The sequence below is a fragment of the Streptomyces sp. NPDC008150 genome (assembly GCF_042956945.1).
GTDB lineage: Bacteria > Actinomycetota > Actinomycetes > Streptomycetales > Streptomycetaceae > Streptomyces.
Map to the genome: position 1 here is coordinate 318432 of NZ_JBIBHJ010000009.1, position 20998 is coordinate 339429.

A 20998-nucleotide genomic window follows, 5' to 3' on the forward strand; every position below is an offset into this window, starting at 1 on the left:
CCCGGTCGGCCGCCCCGCATGCCCTCCACGTTAGGGAGACGAAGGCGGAAGGGCGTCGCTCCACGGGGCGAGCCCCACCCTGGGAATCGTCGGGGTCCTGCCCTGACCGGGTTCCCCCTGCGGGAGGGCGGTAACACCGCGCCGCTCCGCCCTGCGGCGGAGCAGGGACCTGGCCGCCGGGACGACGGCGAGGTGCGCGAGGACGACTCCCACGGTGTTCAGCAGCACGGCGTCGACGTCGGGGACGCGCCCCGGCACACCGGTCTGGAGCAGCTCGACGGCAAGCGAGATCAGCGCGCCCGCGGCGGCCGTGCGCAGCGCGGACACGACGGGCGAGGCGAGGAGTCTGCCGTGCGCCAGCGGCAGCAGGACCCCCAGCGGAGCGAGCAGCCCGAGGCCCGCCCCGATGCGTACCGCCGCGGTCGGCCAGCCCAGCGCCAGGTCGGCCCGGATGCCCGCCAGCGGGGTGAGATTGGCCGGGAGCACCCACGGCACGTTCAGGGGACGCAGCGCGAACCATGCGACGAGCGCGAGATGCCCGACGAGGAGTACACCCCCGGTCGCGCGGATGCTGAACGCGGTCCTGCCGCCGATGGAGCCTTGACGCTGCACGCCCCCCTAGACGCGGCCCCCGGCACGAACGGTTCCGGGATGCCCACCCGCGAACGGATGAGGCATCCGCCACACGGGCGCCGCCGGTACGCGTCCCCGGCCCCGCCCGCCCCCACCGCGCGTGTGCGCACCGGGCTGGACGCGGGCCGCCGGGATGGCGCGGGCCGCGGGCGCGGACGGCGGGGCGCCGGCGCGGGTCAGCCGCCGGTGACCCGGGTGGCCGGCGGCGCGCTGCTGCCGGGCTTGGAGCGCACGTCGTCCGTGCACTCGTAGCGGTTCAGGGCGGTGTCCGCCGGACCGCCCAGGATGACGGAGCCGTCGCCGTCGGCGGCCGCCGAGTCGGAGAACGTGCAGACGATCTGGGCGAGCGCGTACGAACCGAGGTCGGCCGGCGGGGTGCTCAGCCGCAGGGTGTCGTCCGGGTCCCCGGGGCGCGGCCCGCCCACCGTCATGCCGCCGCGGACGTCGGTGGTGAACCCGGCCTGCCGCTCGGCGGCCGACGGTGTCCGGGCGAGGTAGTCGAGCAGCCCCTGGGCCACCAGCAGCCGCCGCCGGGCGTCCGGCGTGCCGTCCGGGACGCTGACCCGGCGGTCGACCGTCACCAGCGAGGAGCCGCACAGCAGGAAGACCTGCGCGGGCACCCCCTTGCCGGCCTCGGCGGTGGCGTCCGGGTCGGACAGCGTGCAGGGCACCCGGGAGGGGGCCGCGCCGAAGTCGGTCGGCACCTCCGTGGGGCGGATCCCGCACCCGGCGAGCAGCGCGGCGAGCGAGGCGGCGCACAGCACCGCCCCGGCCGCCCGTGCGGCGCCCGTGCGGGGTGCGCCCGCGCGGGGTGCGGGGCGGGGCCCGCGGCGGGGCGTGCTGCGCGGCTCCTGACGCGGGGTCATCGGGTGCCCTCCTTCGGCGCGTCGCCGTCCGGGTCGCCCGCGTCCGGGTCGTCGCCGCCGTCCGGCGGCAGGTCGGGTCCGAGGTGGGGCAGCCGCAGGGTGAACACCGCGCCGCCGTCGGGGGCGTTGGCCGCGGTGATGCCGCCGCCGTGGATGTGCGCGTTCTCCAGGGCGATGGACAGGCCGAGGCCGCTGCCCTCGGAACGCGGCCGGGACGCGCTCGCCTTGTAGAACCGGTCGAACACGTGCGGCAGCACCTCCTCGGGGATGCCGGGGCCGTGGTCGCGCACCCGGATCACCAGGGCGGCGTCCGCGCCGGTCTCCTCGCGCACCGACACCCGCACCGGGGAGCCCCCGTGCTTGAGGGCGTTGCCGATGAGGTTGGCCAGGATGACGTCCAGGCGGCGCGGGTCGAGGTAGGCGTAGATGCCGCGCTCGGCATCCAGGTCCACGGCGTCGAGCCACGCCCGCGCGTCGATGCACGCGGTGATCTGGTCGGCGATGTCGACCTCGTCGAGGACCAGCCGGGCGGTGCCCGCGTCGAACCGGGTGACCTCCATCAGGTTCTCCACCAGGTCGTTGAGGCGGCGCGTCTCGCTGACCACGAGCCGCACGGCCGGTTCGATCATCGGGTCCATGCCGCCCGACTCCGAGTCCAGCTCCTCCTCCAGCACCTCGGTGACCGCGGTGATCGCGGTGAGCGGGGTGCGCAGTTCGTGCGACATGTCCGCCACGAACCTGCGGGACGCCTCGTCGCGCGCGGCCATGTCCGCCACGCGTTTCTCCAGCGACTCCGCCGTGCGGTTGAACGTCCGTGACAGATCGGCGAGTTCGTCGGTGCCGGAGACCCGCAGCCGGGTGTCGAGCTGGCCCTCGCCGAGCCTGCGCGCCGCGACGCCGAGCCGGTGCACGGGCTTGAGGACGGTGGTCGCGGCGGCCTGCGCGAGCAGCGCCGAGCCGATCAGCGCGAGGCCGGTCGCGATCCCCAGCGACCAGGCGAGCGAGTTGAGGTCCTTCGCCTCGGGTTCGAGCGACTTCCGCAGGTAGCCGGTCGGCCCGCCGCCCAGCAGCCGGGTGCCCGCCACCAGGTAGGGGGTGCCGTCCTCCACGACCCGCTGCCAGTAGAGGTGGTACGTCGCCGAACCGTCCTTGACCGACGTGTCGTTGGTGCTCGGCGACTGCCTGCCGTTCACGGCGGTGCGCAGCGAGGCCGGCACGTCCCGCAGCGAGAAGCCGTTCAGACCGCCGGAGTTGCCGGAGACGGCGGTGCCGTCGGCGTTCTCCGCGACCAGCAGCACGCTGAAGCGCTGACTGCTGTTGGCCATCTGGTCGGCGGTGCGCTGGAGTTCGTCCTGGGTGGGCCGGACGGGCAGGGTGCCCGCGTGGTTCTGCATCTCCTGCCGGAAGTCGCGCAGCACCGCGTCCTGGGTGCGGGTCAGCACCGCCTCGCGGTTGAGCCAGTACGCGATCCCGGACGCCGACACGGCCGCCGTGAGCGCGACCAGGCCGAAGACCACCACCAGCCGCAGCCGCAGGCTGGTGAACCGCAGCCGTGACAGAACGCCCTTGCGCTCCGAGGCCCAGCCCCGGAGTCCCCCCACCTTGTCGGTCACGCCGCCCTGCCGCCCGTTTCCCCGTCCGCGCGGCGCACCGCCGCGGCCCGCCCCCCGAACGTCCCTCGCGTACGGGCGTGTTCGCGCTCGTGCGTACGGGTCACGAGGGAACGTCCAGTCGGTAGCCGACACCGCGCACGGTACGGATCAGGGTCGGCGACGACGGTACGTCCTCGACCTTCGCGCGCAGCCGCTGGACGCAGGCGTCCACCAGCCGCGAGTCGCCGAGGTAGTCGTGCTCCCACACCAGCCGCAGCAACTGCTGCCGGGACAGGGCCTGTCCGGGCCGCCGGCTCAGTTCGAGCAGCAACCGCAGTTCGGTGGGGGTGAGTTGGAGATCCTCGCCGTTCTTCGTGACGGTCATCGCGGAGCGGTCGATGACCAGGCTGCCGAAGGTCGCCGAGTCGTTCGCCTCGCGCTCCCCGCGGCGCAGCACGGCCCGGATCCGGGCGTCGAGGACCCGTCCCTGCACGGGCTTGACGACATAGTCGTCCGCGCCCGACTCCAGGCCGACCACCACGTCGATGTCGTCGCTGCGCGCGGTGAGCAGGATGATCGGCAGCTGGTCGGTGCGCCGGATGCGACGGCACACCTCGAACCCGTCGATGCCGGGCAGCATCACGTCCAGCACGATCAGGTCCGGCCGCGCCTCGCGCAGCAGTTTGAGGCCGTCCTCTCCGGTCGCGGCCGTGGCAACTCGGTGCCCCTGGCGCGTCAGTGAGAGCTCCAGGGCCGTACGGATGGCGTCGTCGTCCTCGATCAGCAACAGGGAAGGCACGGGCTCATTCTGGCCCATGGGGCGGTCGGGTTTCGACACCCGGACCGCCCCTGCCCGTTACGCACCCCCGCCGCGCGCCCCGCGCGCCCTCTCACGGGTTGCTGTGCGGAGGCGGTGCGACGTCCGTGCGGAACCGGTGCGGCGGGCGCCGAAAGGCGTCTCCGACAGGCCCTGTGACAGCTCTGTGACAGTCGGCGGACACGGTGATGAAGTCGCCCCGGCAGGCTTCTCGGCACAGGCAGAACCGCACGGAACAGCACGACAGACAACCGGGAAGTCCACGACGGGGGGCGCGAGATGACCACGCTGCAGGGCATGAGCACCAGTGCAGTGATCACGCGGCTCCACGACGTGACCCGGGGTTCCGAGAAGTCCGGTGCCGTGGGAGGGCGGGGGTGCTCCCGCGGCACCGGGCGCCAGCACACCGCGACGACGTCCCCGGGGCACCAGCCCCTCGTGGCGGTGGCGGGCGCGCTCACGGGGGAAGCCGGCACGGGGGAGCACGGGGGAACCGCGTACGGGGAGGACACGGGGAAGCGCCGCTCGCTGACGGAGGCGGAGTTCACCGCCTACGTCCAGGAGCGCCGCGCCTCCCTGTACGCGACCGCCTACCACCTCACCGGTGACCGCTTCGAGGCCGAGGACCTGCTCCAGAGCGCCCTGTTCTCGACGTACCGGGCCTGGGAGCGGATCAGCGACAAGGCGGCGGTGGGCGGTTACCTGCGGCGCACGATGACCAATCTGCACATCAGCGCCTGGCGCCGGCGCAAGCTCAACGAGTACCCGACCGAGGAACTGCCGGAGACCGCCGGCGACACGGACGCGATGCGCGGCACCGAACTGCGCGCCGTCCTGTGGCAGGCGCTCGCCCGGCTGCCCGAACTCCAGCGCACCATGCTGGTCCTGCGGTACTACGAGGGCCGCACGGACCCGGAGATCGCGGACATACTCGGCATCAGTGTCGGCACGGTGAAGTCCAGCATCTGGCGCTCGCTGCGCCGGCTGCGCGAGGACGAGGTCCTCAGCTTCGGCCGTGACGAGGAGGAGTCCTTCGGCGAGCTGGTGGCCTGAAGGTCTGAGGGGGGAACGGGGCACCGGTGGTCGGGGGACGACCGGTGGGGTACGGGAGTTCGGGCGCCGGGGGGCGCCCGCCCGGCCCGGGGACCACGGGGGAACGTGGGAAAACGGGGGACACGGGGGGACCACCGGGGGGTGGGGGAGAGCGGGGCTGGAGGGCCGGGGGGTCCGTCCAGCCCCGTTTCCCGTTGTCCGGGGCGGGTCGCTGCGGGGCGGCCGTCCGGGTCAGGCCGGGGTCGTCGTGCGGGCCGGGTCGCCGGCCGGGGTGCGGACCGTGCGGCCCGTCGCCGCCGCGGCCAGCCGGCCGAGCGCCTCGTCCCGATCGCAGGGATGGGCGCCGAGCCCCGACTGCCGCGCCACGATGGCACGTTCGGCACGCATCAGCCGCCAGCCGCGGCGCAGCAGGAACGGCACCGACTTGCGGCCCTCGCGCAGGTCGCGCACGAAACGCCGCCGGAACGTGGTGAACGGACCCCGCGTCAGGCACAGCGCGTCGGCCAGCAGGCCGAGTTCGCGGCAGCGTTCCACTATCTCGGCAGCGAAGATGCCCTCCGCGACGAACAGCCGGGTGCGCCCGATGCTCATCGTGTCCTCGCCGGTACGCGCGCTGAGCCCGATGTCGTACACCGGGACGGCGGTGGCACCCGTCGCGCACAGCCGGGCGATCGCCTCGACCGCGGTGTCCGCGTCCCAGGACGCGGGACTGTCCCAGTCGATGTCGGAACTCCCCGCCACCAGCGGCAGCGTCGGGTCGTCGCCCTCCTTGTAGAAGTCGTCGAGCCGCAGCACCGGCAGACCGGAGCGCGCGGCGACGTGGGACTTGCCCGAGCCCGAGGGGCCGCACAGCAGCACGACACGGGCGGGTGACGCGGGATGGATGCTCACGGGAGACCAGTCTGACGCATGGGCGGGCGCCTGCCGAGCCAGCGGGTCGGCTTTGGAACGCGCGTCACACCTCAACTACCCTTCGTGGCGACCTCATTACTTTCCGTCTCCCTAAGGTGGCAGTGACAGTGGCAGCAGCAACGGGCCGACAGCTCTCCTCCCAGCACCCGACCGCGCGGCGCGCCCTCGTCGCCCTGGCCACCGCGGGCGTCGCCCTCGGCGCCGGTGCGGGCGCCGCGTCGGCGTCGACGGACGGGGGGCCGGCCATCGACGCGGTGCGCACCCGTCCGACCTCCCTCGGCAACGTCGACCCGCTGGCCGGCCTGGACGCGCTCGGCGGCACCCTCGGGTACGTCACCGGACCGCTCTCGGACATCCAGCCGAACCCGCTCGCGGGCACGGGCGTCGACCCGCTCGACAACGGCGTCGGCGCCCAGCTCGCCGACTTCAAGCCCCTGACGTCGCAGGCGCTGACCGCGCCGGTCGCCGAGGCGAAGTCGATCGGTTCCATGCCGGTGATCGGCGGCGTGACGCGGCTGCTCCAGGGCTGAGAGCCCGCGGAGCCGGCCCCGGCGCGCGGAGAGCCGCGTCCGCCCCGGACGGAGGGCGGACGCGGCTCCCGGTCCCCTGCGCCCCCGCGGGGCGCCGGCGGGCCCGTCAGTACGACGAGCCGGACGTGCCCAGTGCTCCCGTCGGGTGCCAGACCGTCTTGGTCTCCAGGAACGCCGTCATGCGGTCCGTGCCGGGGACCGCCGCCCAGTCCACAGGCTGTGGACGAAGGACGCGCTTCAGGTTGTCCGCGGCGGCGATCTCCAGGTCCTTCGCCAGTGCGGCGTCGGCACCCGTGAGGTCGATCGCGTTGACGTCCTGGTGCGCGGCCAGCGACGGCGCGATCTCCGCCGTGCGGCCGGTCAGGATGTTCACCACGCCGCCGGGCACGTCCGAGGTGGCCAGCACCTCGCCGAACGACAGCGCGGGCAGTGCGAGGCGCTCCGAGGCGATCAGTACCGCCGTGCAGCCGGTCGCGACCACCGGGGCGAGCACCGAGACCAGGCCGAGCAGGGACGAGTCCTGCGGCGCCAACACCGCGACGACACCGGTCGGTTCGGGGGTGGAGAGGTTGAAGTACGGTCCCGCGACCGGGTTCCCGCCGCCGACCACCTGGGCGATCTTGTCGGTCCAGCCCGCGTACCAGACCCAGCGGTCCACCGCCGCGTCCACCTGGGCGGCCGCCTCGGCGCGCGGGACACCCTCGGCGTCCGCGACCTCCGCCGCGAACTGCTCCCGGCGGCCCTCCAGCATCTCCGCGACGCGGTACAGGACCTGGCCGCGGTTGTACGCGGTCGCTCCCGACCAGCCGCCGAACGCCTTGCGCGCGGCGACCACCGCGTCCCGGGCGTCCTTGCGGGACGAAAGGGGCGCGTTGGCCAGCCAGTTGTCCTTGGAGTCGGTCACCTCGTACACCCGGCCGCTCTCGGAACGCGGGAACTTCCCGCCGACGTACAGCTTGTAGGTCTTGAAGACGCCCAGCCGCACGGCGCGTTCGGGACCGGCGGTCGCCTCCGCGGCCGAACCGGCCTTCTTCTTCACGGACTTGCCGTGGTTGTCGGTCTTGCCGTGGGACTCAGACATCGAGGTACGCCTCCAGGCCGTGCCGGCCGCCCTCGCGGCCGTAGCCCGACTCCTTGTAGCCGCCGAACGGGGAGGCCGGGTCGAACTTGTTGAACGTGTTGGACCAGATCACGCCCGCGCGCAGCCGGCCGGCGACGGCCAGCATCCGCGAGCCCTTCTCCGTCCAGATGCCCGCGGAGAGCCCGTACGGCGTGTTGTTGGCCTTGGCGACGGCCTCCTCCGGCGTGCGGAACGTCAGCACCGAGAGCACCGGGCCGAAGATCTCGTCGCGCGCGACCGTGTGCGCCTGGGTGACGCCCGTGAACAGCGTCGGCGCGAACCAGTAACCGGACGAGGGCAGTTCGCACTCCGGCGACCAGCGTTCGGCGCCCTCCGCCTCGCCCTGGTCGGCGAGTGCGGTGATCCGGGCGAGCTGCTCGGCGGAGTTGATCGCGCCGATGTCGGTGTTCTTGTCGAGCGGGTCGCCCAGGCGCAGGGTGGACAGCCGCCGCTTGAGCGCGTCCAGCACCTCGTCGTGCACCGACTCCTGGACCAAGAGCCGGCTGCCCGCGCAGCACACCTGGCCCTGGTTGAAGAAGATGCCGTTCACGATGCCCTCGACGGCCTGGTCCAGCGGGGCGTCGTCGAAGACGATGTTGGCGCCCTTGCCGCCGAGTTCGAGGGTGAGCTTCTTGTCGCTGCCGGCGACGGTCCGCGCGATCTCCTTGCCGACCGCCGTGGAGCCGGTGAACGCCACCTTGTTCACGTCCGGGTGGGCCACCAGCGCCGCGCCCGCGTCGCCGTGCCCGGTCAGGATGTTGACGACGCCGCGCGGCAGGCCCGCCTGGCGGCAGACGTCCGCGAAGAACAGCGCCGACAGCGGTGTGGTCTCCGCCGGCTTCAGCACCACCGTGTTGCCGGTGGCCAGCGCCGGGGCGATCTTCCACGCCAGCATGAGCAGCGGGAAGTTCCACGGGATGACCTGGCCGGCCACGCCCAGCGGCTTCGGGGCGGGGCCGAAGCCCGCGTGCTCCAGCTTGTCGGCCCAGCCCGCGTAGTAGAAGAAGTGCGCGGCGACCAGCGGGAGGTCCGCGTCGCGGGTCTCCCGGATCGGCTTGCCGTTGTCCAGGGTCTCCAGGACGGCCAGTTCGCGGCTGCGCTCCTGGATGATGCGCGCGATGCGGAACAGGTACTTGGCGCGCTCGGTGCCGGGCAGCGCCGACCACGGGCCGAACGCCCGCCGGGCGGCGGCGACCGCGCGGTCGACGTCGGCCTCGCCGGCGCGCGCCACCTCGGAGAGGACCTCCTCGGTGGACGGGCTGACCGTCTTGAAGACCCGGCCGTCGGCGGCCTCGGTGAACTCGCCGTCGACGAACAGCCCGTACGAGGGCGCGATGTCGACGACCGCGCGCGACTCCGGGGCCGGCGCGTAGGTGAATGCGGATGCCATGGTGATCAGTCCACCGTCACGTAGTCGGGGCCGGAGTAGCGGCCGGTGGCCAGCTTCTGACGCTGCATCAGCAGGTCGTTCAGGAGCGAGGACGCGCCGAAGCGGAACCAGTGGTTGTCCAGCCAGTCCTCGCCCGCCGTCTCGTTGACGAGCACCAGGAACTTGATCGCGTCCTTGGTGGTGCGGATGCCGCCGGCCGGCTTCACGCCGACCTGCGTGCCCGTCGCCGCGCGGAAGTCCCGGACGGCCTCCAGCATGAGCAGGGTGTTCGCCGGGGTGGCGTTCACGGCGACCTTGCCGGTCGACGTCTTGATGAAGTCGGCCCCGGCCAGCATGCCGAGCCAGCTCGCGCGCCGGATGTTGTCGTACGTCGACAGCTCGCCGGTCTCGAAGATGACCTTCAGGCGCGCGTCGCCGGAGGCCTCCTTCACCGCGGTGATCTCGTCGAACACCTTCAGGTAGCGGCCGGCCAGGAACGCGCCCCGGTCGATGACCATGTCGATCTCGTCGGCGCCGGCCGCGACCGCGGAACGCACGTCGGCGAGCTTGACCTCCAGCGGCGCGCGGCCCGCCGGGAACGCGGTGGCGACCGACGCGACCAGCACGCCGGAACCGGCGACGGCCTCCTTGGCGGCGGCCACCATGTCGGGATAGACGCACACCGCGGCCGTGGACGGCGCGGTGCGGTCGGTCGGGTCGGGGCGGACCGCCTTGGCGCCGAGCGCCCGGACCTTGCCCGGGGTGTCCGCGCCTTCCAGCGTCGTCAGGTCGACCATCGAGACGGCCAGGTCGATGGCGTACGCCTTCGCGGTCGTCTTCACGGAACGGGTGCCGAGCGAGGCGGCACGCGCCTCCAGGCCGACCGGATCGACGCCGGGCAGGCCGTGCAGGAAGCGGCGCAGCGAGCTGTCGGACGCGGCGACGTCCGCGAACGCGGTGCGGGTGGCGCCGCCCGTACCGGGCGGCGCCGGGCGCTCGGAAGAGGGTGCAGTGGTGGGCATGGTCACCAGGCGAGCATATCTACGCGCGTAGCGGCTGTACACCCCCGGGAGTTGATGCGGAACGCCGGCGGGGCGGCGGGGGACCGGGCGGCGCGGGACGGGCTGTTGGGGTGCGGGGAGGGGCGCCGGCGGGGGTGCGGGGTGGGGCGTCGATAGGGGTGCGGGGGCGCGGGGTTGCGTGTGCGGGGTGCCTCTGTGCCCGCGCCGCCCCGCCGCCTGCCGCTTGCCCCGCCCCCGCCCCCGCCCCGCGAGACCGACCTCATACGCGATGCGCGCCGCCCGTCGTGCACAATCGGGGCCATGACGTCCCCGCAGTCCCCGTCCCCCGCGCCGCAGCCGCCGGTACCCGCGTCCAAGGACCGGATCTACCGGTCGCCCGCCGGCATGGCCGGCGGTTTCGCGCTGCTCGTCATCGTCGGCTGGCTCGGCATCGACGGCATCGTCTCCGGTCACGGCCGTACGCCCTGGCTGGCGCTCGCCTCGCTGATCCTGCTGCTCCCGCTGATCATCGCGTTCACGCTGCGCCCGGCGGTCTACGTCAACGACGACCGGCTGCGCGTGCGCAACCCGCTGCGCAGCATCACGCTGCCGTGGGGGGCGGTGACCGGACTGCGCTCGGGCTACTCGAACGAGGTCCTGACCGGCGACGCCGCGACCAAGTACCAGCTCTGGGCCATCCCCGTCTCGCTGCGCGCCCGCAAGAAGGCGGCCCGCAAGCAGGCCCGCGCGACGGCGGCCGTACGGCCCGGCGGCGGCCGCTCCAGGGCGCCGGGCCTCGGCCTCGGCTTCGGCAGCTTCGGCGGCGGCGGCCTGGACACCGACAGCGCGCCCTCCCGCGCCGAGTCGGACAAGATCATGGACGAGCTGCGCCAACTGCACGAGCAGCGCGGCGCGGAGAAGTCCGCGCAGGGCGAGGTCACGGTGCGCTGGGCGTACGAGATCATGGCGCCTGCGGTGGCCGGGGCCGTACTGCTGGCGATCCTGATCGCCGTCGGCTGAGGCGCCGGGCGCCGGGCGCAGTAGCTTCCCGGTGCGGGCCGGCGGGCCCGTGTTCGTCACTCCCGCCCCTGTCCCACCCCGGCGGGACCCGTGCTCCGGGCGCACAGCCCACGCACGGTTTCGCCGGTCATGATCGCCTCCCTCGGCCGCGACGACGGCCGCCCCCACTCCCGAGGCGTCGCTGAGGACCGCTTCCCCGGTCCCCTCTCACGCCCCAGGAGACTTCCGTGCACCCCGACGCCGTCCCGGCGCACCCCCTGTCGCCCGCCGACGACACCCCGCCACGCCCGGTGCCGCTGCCCGGCACCGCGATACCCGACGGCTGCCCGCCCTGGGACGGAGAGCCGGTGCGGGCCTGGCTCGCGGCCCTGCCACCGCGTCCGGTGTCCGGGCCGGTGCGGACGATCACCCTGGCCGCCCTGGTCCTGCTCGCGGCCGGGGGCGGCTGCCTGCTGTCCCGGTACGCGCACGTACCCGCGTTCCTGGCGGCGTTCCTGGGCCTTCAGGTCGTGCTGCCGGCGATCCGCCCCGAGGCGCCGCGGGTCACGTCGCCGCTGCTGCTGGTGGCCGGCGCCGTGCTCTCGCCGTGGCCGCTGTGGGGCGAACTGGTCGGTGCGGCCGTGGTATTGGCCTCCTGGGCGGTGGCCGAGACGCGACTGCGCTCCCGCGCGCGACAGCGTTCGGCGGCTCTGGCGGCGACCGGCCCGGTGACCGCCCCGGTGCCCCCGGAGGCGCGGGCACCGGATCGCGGGGCGGTGCTCGCGACCCTCGGCGTTCTCGTCCTGGTGACAGGGGTTCCCAGGGCGATCGCGGCCCCCTGGTGGCGGCTTGCCGACGAGCGCGGCGTCACTCCCTCCCTCGGCTGGTCGGCGATCGGCGCGGGCGCGACGCTGCTGCTGTCCGCCGCCCTGGCCCGGCGCCGGGCGCTCGTACTGCGCAGGGCCCCCGTCCCCGTCCTGCGCGTGCTGCTGCGCGAGAGCGCCGCCCTCGACACGGAGGTCTACGCAGCCGGGGACACGCGGGCGGCCCGCGCGCTGTTCACGGTGGCGCTGACGGTGCGGGACGGCAAGAGCACCTCCGACCAGGACGGGCAGGCCCGTTTCAAGGCGGTCGTCGCCCGCGGTCCTGCCGTCGAACCGGGCCCGCTGCGGGAAGCCGTCCTGTACGGACCGCCGCACGACGGAGCCGAACTGGTCGTCGTCAGCGCCGCGGAGGACCCCGGTCTGCCGCCGACGACGAGGGTGTCCACCGGGCCCGTGCGGCCGCTGTCGGAGGCGTGCGCGCGGCGCCTCGCGCGGACCTCGACCGCCGCGGCCGCGCGTGCCCGTCGCGCGCGTGAGGAACTTGCGGCCGCGGTCGAGCGGTTCTCGCGCGCCGAGGGTCCCGTAGATCCCGTACCGGTACGGACGTGGCACGCCGGCGTGCTCGACCGTGTCGTCGCCCTGCTGGTCGTCCCGTGGGCCGCCGAGGCACTCCTCGGCGACCGCGGCCCGTGGCCGTCCCTCTCCGGCCTCGCCCTGGTGCTCGGCGGCCTGTACCTGCCGTCCCGGCTGGTCTGGCGGATCACCGCGGACAGCACCGGCCTGTGGTGCACCGGATGGTTCCGCGTCCACCACGTCGGCTGGGACGAACTGCGCGTCGTCGCGTGGGAGAGGGGCGAACTCCTGATCGGCAGCAGGTGGACGACGTTTCCCGACCGCAGACTCCGGTTCGTCCGCACGTACCTGCCGAGTCGCTGGGTGACGGGTCCTCACCCGGGCGCACTCGTCGCCGCGCGGATGACGGCGATGTGGCGCGATCCGGCGCTGCGGCCCGGCACCGAGTCCGACGTGCGCCGCCGCGGACGGCCCCTGTGGTCGCTCGTCGTGCCGCTGGCCGTGTCCTGGTCGGCCGCGTTGTTGCTCCTGGGCTGAGAAGCACGCGCGCGTGTGCGCTCGCTGCGCGGCGCCGGGGGACGCCCCCGACGCGCGCCGGACGGACGCGCGCACGTGCGCGCGGGGTGCCCCGGTTCCCCGGAACACCCCGCGCGTACCGCCCCGTTCAGATGCCGGCCGCCGCCGACAGGTCGCGCTTGACCGCCGCGAGGCGGTCCGCCGCCGTGGTGCGGGCGGCGGGCAGGTCCGCGTGGGAGGCGACCGGGACGACGGCCTCCAGGTAGCACTTCAGCTTCGGTTCCGTGCCGCTCGGACGGACGATGACGCGGGCCCCGTCGAGGGTGTAGCGCAGTCCGTCGGTCGGCGGGAGCGCCGCCGTGCCCAGGGTGAGGTCCTCGGCCGCGGTCACCGCCAGGCCGCCCAGCGTCGCCGGCGGTGCCTCGCGCAGGCGCCGCATCGCGTTCGCGATGACGGAGAGGTCCTCGACCCGCACCGAGAGCTGGTCCGTGGCGTGCAGGCCGTGCTCCACCGCCAGGTCGTCGAGCAGGTCGAGCAGGGTGCGGCCCTCCTCCTTCAGCTCCGAGGCCAGTTCCGTCACCAGCAGCGCCGCCGTGACGCCGTCCTTGTCGCGCACGCCGTCCGGGTCGACGCAGTAGCCGAGCGCCTCCTCGTAGCCGTAGCGCAGGCCCTCCACGCGGGCGATCCACTTGAAGCCCGTCAGCGTCTCCTCGTGGGCGAGGCCCGCCCGTTCGGCGATCCTGCCGAGCAGCGACGACGACACGATCGACTCGGCGAACGTGCCGCGCGCACCCCGCTTCACCAGGTGCGCGGCGAGCAGCGAACCCACCTCGTCGCCGCGCAGCATGCGCCAGTCGGCGCCGTCCTTGACGGCCACCGCGCACCGGTCGGCGTCCGGGTCGTTGGCGACGATCAGGTCGGGCTCGCTGCGCCGGGCCTCGGCGAACGCGAGGTCCATCGCGCCCGGCTCCTCCGGGTTGGGGAAGGCGACCGTCGGGAAGTCCGGGTCGGGCTCGGCCTGTTCGGCGACCAGCACGGGCGCGGGGAAGCCGGCCCGCGCGAACGCCGCCAGCAGCGTCTCCGTGCCGACGCCGTGCATCGCGGTGTAGACCGTGCGGGCCGTGCGCGGCGAGCCCTCGGCCAGGACGGCGTCCGTGCGCGCGAGGTACGCGTCGAGCACGGAGTCGTCCAGGATCTCCCAGCCGCTCTCGGGCCGCGGCACGTCGGCCAGCGCCGCGACGGCCTCGATCTCGGCGGCGATCTCCCCGTCGACGGGCGGCACGATCTGCGAGCCGCCGCCCAGGTACACCTTGTAGCCGTTGTCGCGGGGCGGGTTGTGGCTGGCGGTCACCTCGACGCCCGCGATCGCGCCCAGGTGCCGTATGGCGAACGCGAGCACCGGGGTCGGCAGCGGGCGGGGGAGCACGGCCGCGCGCAGGCCCGCGCCCGTCATGACGGCGGCGGTGTCGCGCGCGAAGTCGGCCGACTTGTGGCGGGCGTCGTAGCCCACGACGACGACGCCGGGCGTGCCGTCGGGGCCGTCCGCCAGGCCGTTCTTCTTGAGGTACGCGGCGAGGCCGGCCGCCGCGCGGATCACCACGGAACGGTTCATGCGCATCGGGCCCGCGCCCAGTTCGCCGCGCAGCCCCGCGGTGCCGAACTGGAGCATGCCGTCGAAGCGGGCGCCGAGTTCGGCGGTGTCCTCGGCCTCGATGAGCTTCGCGAGCTCCTCGGCGGTCTCCGGGTCGGGGTCCTCGGCCAGCCATGCCGTGGCCCGTGCGATGAGTTCGTCGTGCACGTGGGTCAACCTCTCGTCTGTCTGTACGGCGCGCGTGCGGGCGCGTGCGCGAACGCGGCTACGCGCGCGAGTGCGTGCGGGGCCCGGACCTGTGCTCTACCCCGCGGACGCGGTCCCGGACCGCCGGGGACCCCGCGAGAACACCCGGCCGCTCCGCGCGTCCGGCCGGGACGCCACTCCGGTGCCCGCCCGGCCGCTTCCCACGCCGCTCCCGTCCGCGAACCCGCACGCGGGCACCGGGCGGGGGCGGACGGCCGGTACGCGCGCGGGTGGCCGCCGAAGGGGTTCGAAGGGCGGTGCGGGAGTGCGCGACCGCGTCAGCTCACAGCCGGCCCAGCACCTGCGCCAGCAGCGACCCCATGCGGGTGGCGCTGTCGCGTCCCGCCCGGAGGACCTCCTCGTGGTTCAGCGGCTCGCCCGTCATGCCGGCGGCGAGGTTCGTCACGAGGGAGATGCCCAGCACCTCCGCGCCCGCCTCGCGGGCGGCGATCGCCTCCAGCACCGTGGACATGCCCACCAGGTCCGCGCCGATGGTCCGCGCCATGCGGATCTCGGCGGGCGTCTCGTAGTGCGGGCCGGGGAACTGCGCATAGACGCCCTCCTCGAGGGAGGAGTCGATCTCCTTGCACAGCGAGCGCAGCCGCGGCGAGTACAGGTCGGTGAGGTCGACGAAGTTCGGGCCGACGATCGGCGAGGTCGCCGTCAGGTTGATGTGGTCGCTGATCAGGACCGGCTGGCCGGGCCGCATGCCCTCGCGCAGACCGCCGCAGCCGTTGGTCAGCACGACGGTCTTGGCGCCGGCGGCGACGGCCGTGCGGACGCCGTGCGCGACCGCGGCCACGCCGCGTCCCTCGTAGTAGTGGGTGCGGCCCAGGAAGACGAGCGCACGCTTCTCCCCGATCGCGTACGAGCGGATCGTGCCGCCGTGCCCCTCGACCACCGGCGCCGGGAAGCCGGGCAGTTCGGTGACCGGGAACTCGGCGACGGCCGTGCCGAGCGCGTCCACCGCGGGGGCCCAGCCCGAGCCCATCACGAGGGCGACGTCGTGGGTCTCGGCGCCGGTCAGTTCGCGCAGTCGCGCGGCGGCGGCGTCAGCGGCGGCGTGGGGGTCGCCCTGGATGTCGTCCGGAAGGAGAGATGCGTTCACGCCGATGAGGGTAGCCGCTCACGGCCTACGCGCGTAGATGCCTGAGGGTGTGCGAGTGCGATCGTTGTCTTGTCGTTTCCAACGAGGGCGACCGGTCGCCGGTCCCGCCCGAAACCGCCCGTAAGGGGGCGGAAGGGGTGGGGAGTTGGACGCCGGGGCTCGTCCCGCCGCGGCGGCCGGCCGGGACCGCCCGCGGCCGTCGCGCGGTCAGCAGGGGCGCTTGCGCAGTTCCATCACGTAGTCGTGCGGGGCGCCCGCCGATTCGGCGGCGTCGGCGATCTCGCCGAGGTAGCGCGCGGAGGGCAGGCCGCCCTCGTAGCCGTTCAGGACGTAGACCCAGCCGGGTTCCTCGCCGTCCAGCGTGTGCACACGCACCCGTACCCGGCGATAGATGTCGAGGCCGACACCCTCCCAGCGGTCCAGGTGCTCCTCGTCCAGCGGGGCGATGTCGTACAGCGCCACGAAGACCTGCGAGCCCGGCTCCTCGACGACCGTCGCCAGCGCGCCGCTGCCGAGCGCGTCGCTGCCCGCGCCCGAGCCGCCGCCCACCGGCCCGCTGCCCACGCCCCCGTCCCAGCCGAGGTCCGGCTCGCCCTGCTCGGGCCTGGCGCCGGAGGGGTCCGACGGGATCACGTTCCAGGGCTCGCCGCCGAACGTCAGCCGCCACCCGTTCAGCCAGCCGGTGGCACGCAGCGGCGAGTGCGGGGCGCGGCGGGACATCAGCCGCGCGTCGAGGTTGCCGGCGTACGCGGCGTAGAGCGACATGCGACGAGGGTACGTCAGCGGCCCCGCCCGTCCCGCCGGTCACGGACGTCCCGTACGGCGCCGGGCGGGCCCGCTGCCGGCGCCGTCCGGGCGCCGTCCGGGGGCCGTGCGGCGCCGTACGGGACGTCCGGCGCGCCCCCGGCGGCGGGGCGGCTCCCGGGGCGCCGGGGCGGCGACTGTGACGAGGGTCCCCGCCCCCGTGGCGCGACGGCCTTGAGGCGTGCGGGACAATGGAGTACGTGACTCGGATCGTGATCATCGGTGGCGGACCCGGCGGATACGAAGCGGCCCTGGTGGCCGCCCAACTCGGCGCGGAGGTGACCGTCGTCGACTGCGACGGCCTGGGCGGTGCGTCGGTGCTGACCGACTGCGTGCCGTCCAAGACCCTCATCGCCACGGCCGAGGTGATGACCACCTTCGACTCCTCGTACGAGGAGCTGGGGATCATCGTCGCCGACGACACGCCGCCGCTGGAGCAGGCCGCCCGCATCATCGGCGTGGACCTCGGCAAGGTCAACCGCCGTGTGAAGCGGCTCGCGCTCGCCCAGTCGCACGACATCACCGCCTCCGTGACCCGGGCCGGCGCCCGTGTGCTGCGCGGACGCGGGCGGCTCGACGGCCTCCAGGCGGCGGACGGTTCCCGCAAGGTGATCGTGCGCGCCGCCGACGGCACCGAGGAGACCCTCGTCGCCGACGCCGTGCTCGTCGCGACCGGCGCCCACCCCCGCGAGGTGCCCGACGCGCAGCCCGACGGCGAGCGCATCCTCAACTGGACCCAGGTCTACGACCTCACCGAACTGCCCGAGGAGCTGATCGTGGTCGGCTCCGGCGTCACCGGCGCCGAGTTCGCCGGCGCCTACCAGGCGCTCGGCTCCAAGGTCACCCTCGTCTCCTCCCGCGACCGCGTGCTGCCCGGCGAGGACCCGGACGCGGCCGCCGTCCTGGAGGACGTCTTCCGGCGCCGCGGCATGAACGTCATGGCCCGCTCCCGCGCCCAGGCCGCCAAGCGGGTCGGCGACCGGGTCGAGGTCACCCTCACCGACGGCCGCGTGATCAGCGGCTCGCACTGCCTGATGGCGGTCGGCGGCATCCCGAACAGTGCCGGCATGGGACTTGAGGAGGCCGGGGTCAAGGTGCGCGACTCCGGTCACATCAAGACCGACCGGGTCTCCCGGACCTCGGCACCCGGCGTGTACGCGGCGGGCGACGTCACCGGCGTCTTCCCGCTCGCCTCGGTCGCCGCCATGCAGGGCCGCATCGCCATGTACCACTTCCTCGGCGACGCGGTGGCCCCGCTGAACCTCAAGACGGTCTCCTCGAACGTCTTCACGGATCCCGAGATCGCCACCGTCGGCGTCAGCCAGGCCGACATCGACTCCGGCCGCATCGAGGCCCGCTCGGTGAAGCTGCCCCTGCTGCGCAACCCGCGCGCCAAGATGCAGGGCATCCGGGACGGCTTCGTCAAGATCTTCTGCCGTCCGGGCACCGGCACCGTGGTCGGCGGCGTGGTCGTCGCGCCCCGCGCCTCGGAGCTGATCCACCCGATCTCGCTCGCCGTGGACAACAGCCTGACGGTGGAGCAGATCGCCGGCACGTTCACCGTCTACCCGTCCCTCTCGGGCTCCATCGCCGAGGTCGCCCGCCAGCTGCACACCCGCAAGGCGGCCGACGAGGCGTAGGCGCTCCCGGCGGCGGGGGAGCCGGTGCGGCCCGACGGCCCCGACTCCCCCCGCCGCGGCCGGAAGTCGTTCCCCGCTGGTCACGGGGAGTCGCGGCCCATTTCCGCGGCATAGGCAACAGGAGTAGGCCACATACCACTTACTGCCCTCCTGTGCGAACAACTTCTGTTATTCGCCGCAAACTGCTGAAAGCAGACGGTCGTTGGGGTTACTGTCAGTTTCGTGTTCGCTGCAGAACGTCGCCAATTGATCCTCGAAATGGTGCGCGCGAACGGGGCCGTGTCGCTCCGTGAGCTCGCCCGCGTCGTCCAGACCTCCGAAGTGACCGTACGGCGGGACGTGCGTGCACTGGAGGCAGAAGGACTCCTCGACCGCCGGCACGGCGGTGCGGTACTGCCGGGCGGCTTCACGCGGGAGTCCGGCTTTCCGCAGAAATCCCATCTCGCGACCGCCGAGAAGACGGCCATCGCCGATCTCGCCGCGAGCTTCGTCGAAGAGGGCGAAGCCATCGTGGTCGGCGCCGGCACCACCACGCAGGAGCTGGCACGCCGGCTCGCGCGGGTGCCCGGCCTGACCGTCGTCACCAACTCCCTCCTGGTGGCACAGGCGTTGGCCCACGCAAACCGGGTCGAGGTCGTGATGACCGGCGGCACCCTGCGGGGCTCCAACTACGCTCTGGTCGGCTCCGGTGCCGAGCAGTCCCTCCAGGGGCTGCGCGTCTCCAAGGCCTTCCTCTCCGGGAGCGGGCTCACCGCCGAGCGCGGGCTGTCCACGTCCAACATGCTCTCCGCCTCCGTCGACCGGAGCCTGGTGCAGGCCGCCGCCGAGGTCGTGGTCCTGGCGGACCACACCAAACTGGGCGCCGACACCATGTTCCAGACGGTGCCCACGGACGTGATCACCCGCCTCGTCACCGACGAGCCGCCCGGTCACGACGACCGTGCGGCCACGGAGTTGCAGGCCCTCGCCGACCAGGGGGTGCAGATCGCCGTGGCCGGGGCGCCCGGGGCGTCGGGGGGTGATCAGGTCCCGGCGCGCCAACAGCGTCGGGACCTGCCTCTGCCGGGGCCGCGCCGCGGCCAGGGGCCGGGTGCCACGGGCGCGTTGCGTGCCGCGGCGGTCGTGGGGGAGCAGGCGCCGGGCGCCGAACGGGCGAGGGTCGCCGACCTGCGCCGGCGCTAGGGCGCGGACCGGCACCCGCCGGACCCGCGCCCGCCGGGCCGCACCCGCGGCCGACGGTGCCCGAGCGTCGCCGTCCGCGCCAACGGAGAAGGACCGCGCGGGAGTTGATCCCGACGCGGTCCTCGACCGTTGCCTGCGCGTGTCTTCCGTGCCTCGCGGCCCGGTGTCAGTCCTTGATCTCGCAGATGGGTGCGCCCGAGGTGAGGGAGGCGCCGACGTCCGCGGTCAGGCCCTTGATCGTGCCGGACTTGTGGGCGTTGAGGGGCTGTTCCATCTTCATGGCCTCCAGGACCACGATCAGGTCGCCCTCCTTGACCTCCTGGCCCTCCTCCACCGCGATCTTCACGATGGTGCCCTGCATCGGCGAGGCCAGCGTGTCGCCCGAGGCGGCCGGGCCGGACTTCTTCGCCGCCCTGCGCTTGGGCCGCGCACCCGCCGCGAGCCCCGTACGGGCCAGCGACATGCCCAGCGACGACGGCAGCGACACCTCCAGACGCTTCCCGCCGACCTCGACCACGACCGTCTCGCGGCCCGACTCGTCCTCGCCCTCCGCGTCCGCACCCGGCGCCGTGAACGGCGGGATCTCATTGACGAACTCCGTCTCGATCCACCGCGTGTGGATCGTGAACGGGTCCCGGGAACCGCCCAGTTCGGGCGCGAACGCCGCATCCCGCACGACCGCGCGGTGGAACGGGATCGCGGTGGCCATGCCCTCGACACGGAACTCCGCCAGCGCACGCGCCGAACGCTCCAGCGCCTCCTTGCGGGTCCGCCCCGTCACCACCAGCTTCGCCAGCAACGAGTCCCACGCCGGACCGATCACACTGCCCGACTCCACCCCCGCGTCCAGCCGCACACCCGGACCCGACGGCGCCTCGAACACACTCACCGTGCCCGGCGCCGGCAGGAACCCGCGCCCCGGGTCCTCACCGTTGATACGGAACTCGAACGAGTGACCCCGCAACACCGGGTCCCCGTAGCCCAGTTCCTCACCGTCCGCGATACGGAACATCTCCCGCACCAGGTCGATGCCCGCGACCTCCTCGGTCACCGGGTGCTCCACCTGCAAACGGGTGTTGACCTCCAGGAACGAGATCGTGCCGTCGTTGCCGACCAGGAACTCCACCGTGCCGGCGCCGACATAACCGGCCTCCGAGAGGATCGCCTTCGACGCCGTGTAGAGCTGCTCGGTCTGCGCCTCGGTCAGGAACGGCGCGGGAGCCTCCTCCACCAGCTTCTGGTGGCGGCGCTGCAGCGAGCAGTCACGGGTGGACACCACCACGACGTTGCCGTGCGTGTCGGCCAGGCACTGCGTCTCCACGTGCCGCGGCTTGTCGAGGTAGCGCTCCACGAAGCACTCACCACGCCCGAACGCGGCCACCGCCTCACGCACCGCCGAGTCGTACAGCTCCGGCACTTCCTCCAGCGTCCGGGCGACCTTCAGACCCCGGCCGCCACCGCCGAACGCCGCCTTGATCGCGATCGGCAGCCCGTTCTCCCGGGCGAACGCCACGACCTCCTCCGCACCCGACACCGGATCCGGCGTACCCGCGACCAGCGGCGCACCGGCACGCTGCGCGATGTGCCGGGCGGCGACCTTGTCCCCCAGATCCCGGATCGCG

At 74.0% G+C, this 20998-nt stretch carries 18 protein-coding genes; 6 read left to right on the forward strand and 12 right to left on the reverse strand.

The annotated features are described in order from the left end of the window. Positions 1-30 precede the first annotated feature (30 nt). The 4 genes from ACFZA0_RS23395 to afsQ1 all read right to left on the reverse strand — a co-directional run bounded on the left by ACFZA0_RS23395 (position 31) and on the right by afsQ1 (position 3890). Positions 31-612, reverse strand: a complete 582-nt coding sequence (locus ACFZA0_RS23395; protein WP_391020207.1) for a VanZ family protein — start codon at positions 610-612, stop codon at positions 31-33. A gap of 197 nt (positions 613-809) precedes the next feature. Continuing rightward, positions 810-1499 (reverse strand): hypothetical protein, encoded by a 690-nt coding sequence (locus tag ACFZA0_RS23400; RefSeq protein WP_391020210.1) that lies wholly within the window; start codon positions 1497-1499, stop codon positions 810-812. Then, positions 1496-3112, reverse strand: a complete 1617-nt coding sequence (locus ACFZA0_RS23405) for an ATP-binding protein (RefSeq protein ID WP_391020213.1) — start codon at positions 3110-3112, stop codon at positions 1496-1498. Before ACFZA0_RS23405 ends, ACFZA0_RS23400 begins: the two co-directional genes overlap by 4 nt. Positions 3113-3212: 100 nt before the next feature. After that, positions 3213-3890, reverse strand: coding sequence for a two-component system response regulator AfsQ1 (gene afsQ1 / locus ACFZA0_RS23410; RefSeq protein ID WP_391020216.1), 678 nt, complete (start codon positions 3888-3890; stop codon positions 3213-3215). 297 nt (positions 3891-4187) lie between these two features. Here afsQ1 and ACFZA0_RS23415 point away from each other — a divergent pair, with 297 nt between their 5' ends. Continuing rightward, complete coding sequence (locus ACFZA0_RS23415) at positions 4188-4961, forward strand: SigE family RNA polymerase sigma factor (RefSeq protein ID WP_391020219.1); 774 nt, start codon at positions 4188-4190, stop codon at positions 4959-4961. A 231-nt stretch (positions 4962-5192) separates the two neighbouring features. Here ACFZA0_RS23415 and ACFZA0_RS23420 read toward each other — a convergent pair whose 3' ends face one another. Continuing rightward, positions 5193-5852 (reverse strand): uridine kinase, encoded by a 660-nt coding sequence (locus ACFZA0_RS23420; protein WP_391020222.1) that lies wholly within the window; start codon positions 5850-5852, stop codon positions 5193-5195. Positions 5853-5980: 128 nt separating this feature from the next. On the opposite strand from ACFZA0_RS23420, the gene ACFZA0_RS23425 reads away from it, so the two are divergent. Further along, positions 5981-6403: a hypothetical protein gene (locus ACFZA0_RS23425; protein ID WP_391020225.1), complete on the forward strand. Its 423-nt coding sequence runs from the start codon at positions 5981-5983 to the stop codon at positions 6401-6403. Positions 6404-6509: 106 nt separating this feature from the next. On the opposite strand, the gene ACFZA0_RS23430 is transcribed toward ACFZA0_RS23425, so the two are convergent. Genes ACFZA0_RS23430 through deoC form a run of 3 tightly spaced genes read right to left on the reverse strand, consistent with a single transcriptional unit; the run spans position 6510 to position 9914 of the window. After that, entirely contained in the window at positions 6510-7484 is a 975-nt protein-coding gene (locus ACFZA0_RS23430; protein ID WP_391020228.1) for an aldehyde dehydrogenase family protein, read from the reverse strand. Beyond that, entirely contained in the window at positions 7477-8913 is a 1437-nt protein-coding gene (locus ACFZA0_RS23435; RefSeq protein ID WP_391020231.1) for an aldehyde dehydrogenase family protein, read from the reverse strand. Before ACFZA0_RS23435 ends, ACFZA0_RS23430 begins: the two co-directional genes overlap by 8 nt. A 5-nt stretch (positions 8914-8918) precedes the next feature. Beyond that, positions 8919-9914 carry a deoxyribose-phosphate aldolase gene (gene deoC, locus ACFZA0_RS23440; protein ID WP_391020234.1) on the reverse strand — a complete coding sequence of 332 codons (996 nt, stop codon included), beginning with the start codon at positions 9912-9914 and terminating at the stop codon, positions 8919-8921. A gap of 300 nt (positions 9915-10214) precedes the next feature. Here deoC and ACFZA0_RS23445 point away from each other — a divergent pair, with 300 nt between their 5' ends. Both ACFZA0_RS23445 and ACFZA0_RS23450 read left to right on the forward strand, forming a co-directional pair. After that, positions 10215-10913 (forward strand): PH domain-containing protein, encoded by a 699-nt coding sequence (locus tag ACFZA0_RS23445; RefSeq protein ID WP_391020236.1) that lies wholly within the window; start codon positions 10215-10217, stop codon positions 10911-10913. A 227-nt stretch (positions 10914-11140) separates the two neighbouring features. Further along, on the forward strand, positions 11141-12826 hold the full coding sequence (locus tag ACFZA0_RS23450; protein WP_391020239.1) for a hypothetical protein: 1686 nt from the start codon (positions 11141-11143) through the stop codon (positions 12824-12826). 127 nt (positions 12827-12953) lie between these two features. On the opposite strand, the gene ACFZA0_RS23455 is transcribed toward ACFZA0_RS23450, so the two are convergent. The 3 genes from ACFZA0_RS23455 to ACFZA0_RS23465 form a co-directional block, all read right to left on the reverse strand. Next, entirely contained in the window at positions 12954-14603 is a 1650-nt protein-coding gene (locus tag ACFZA0_RS23455; RefSeq protein ID WP_391020242.1) for a phospho-sugar mutase, read from the reverse strand. A 322-nt stretch (positions 14604-14925) separates the two neighbouring features. Next, positions 14926-15750, reverse strand: a complete 825-nt coding sequence (locus ACFZA0_RS23460) for a purine-nucleoside phosphorylase (RefSeq protein WP_391020245.1) — start codon at positions 15748-15750, stop codon at positions 14926-14928. A gap of 207 nt (positions 15751-15957) precedes the next feature. Next, positions 15958-16515 (reverse strand): gamma-glutamylcyclotransferase, encoded by a 558-nt coding sequence (locus tag ACFZA0_RS23465; protein ID WP_391020248.1) that lies wholly within the window; start codon positions 16513-16515, stop codon positions 15958-15960. Positions 16516-16745: 230 nt separating this feature from the next. Between ACFZA0_RS23465 and ACFZA0_RS23470 the strand changes: the two genes are divergently transcribed. Beyond that, positions 16746-18194, forward strand: coding sequence for an NAD(P)H-quinone dehydrogenase (locus ACFZA0_RS23470; protein WP_391020251.1), 1449 nt, complete (start codon positions 16746-16748; stop codon positions 18192-18194). A gap of 222 nt (positions 18195-18416) precedes the next feature. Next, positions 18417-19376: a DeoR family transcriptional regulator gene (locus ACFZA0_RS23475; protein WP_391020253.1), complete on the forward strand. Its 960-nt coding sequence runs from the start codon at positions 18417-18419 to the stop codon at positions 19374-19376. 166 nt (positions 19377-19542) lie between these two features. Here ACFZA0_RS23475 and ACFZA0_RS23480 read toward each other — a convergent pair. Beyond that, on the reverse strand, positions 19543-20998 hold a 1456-nt coding region (locus ACFZA0_RS23480; RefSeq protein ID WP_391020256.1), incomplete at its 5' end, for a biotin/lipoyl-containing protein.

Excerpts from the sequence above, each read along its gene's own strand:
- ACFZA0_RS23430 (WP_391020228.1), bottom strand. The coding sequence starts at position 7,484 with ATGTCTGAGTCCCACGGCAAGACCGACAACCACGGCAAGTCCGTGAAG.
- ACFZA0_RS23435 (WP_391020231.1), bottom strand. The coding sequence starts at position 8,913 with ATGGCATCCGCATTCACCTACGCGCCGGCCCCGGAGTCGCGCGCGGTC.
- ACFZA0_RS23400 (WP_391020210.1), bottom strand. The coding sequence starts at position 1,499 with ATGACCCCGCGTCAGGAGCCGCGCAGCACGCCCCGCCGCGGGCCCCGC.
- ACFZA0_RS23415 (WP_391020219.1), top strand. The coding sequence starts at position 4,188 with ATGACCACGCTGCAGGGCATGAGCACCAGTGCAGTGATCACGCGGCTC.
- ACFZA0_RS23445 (WP_391020236.1), top strand. The coding sequence starts at position 10,215 with ATGACGTCCCCGCAGTCCCCGTCCCCCGCGCCGCAGCCGCCGGTACCC.
- ACFZA0_RS23470 (WP_391020251.1), top strand. The coding sequence starts at position 16,746 with ATGGAGTACGTGACTCGGATCGTGATCATCGGTGGCGGACCCGGCGGA.
- deoC (WP_391020234.1), bottom strand. The coding sequence starts at position 9,914 with ATGCCCACCACTGCACCCTCTTCCGAGCGCCCGGCGCCGCCCGGTACG.
- ACFZA0_RS23465 (WP_391020248.1), bottom strand. The coding sequence starts at position 16,515 with ATGTCGCTCTACGCCGCGTACGCCGGCAACCTCGACGCGCGGCTGATG.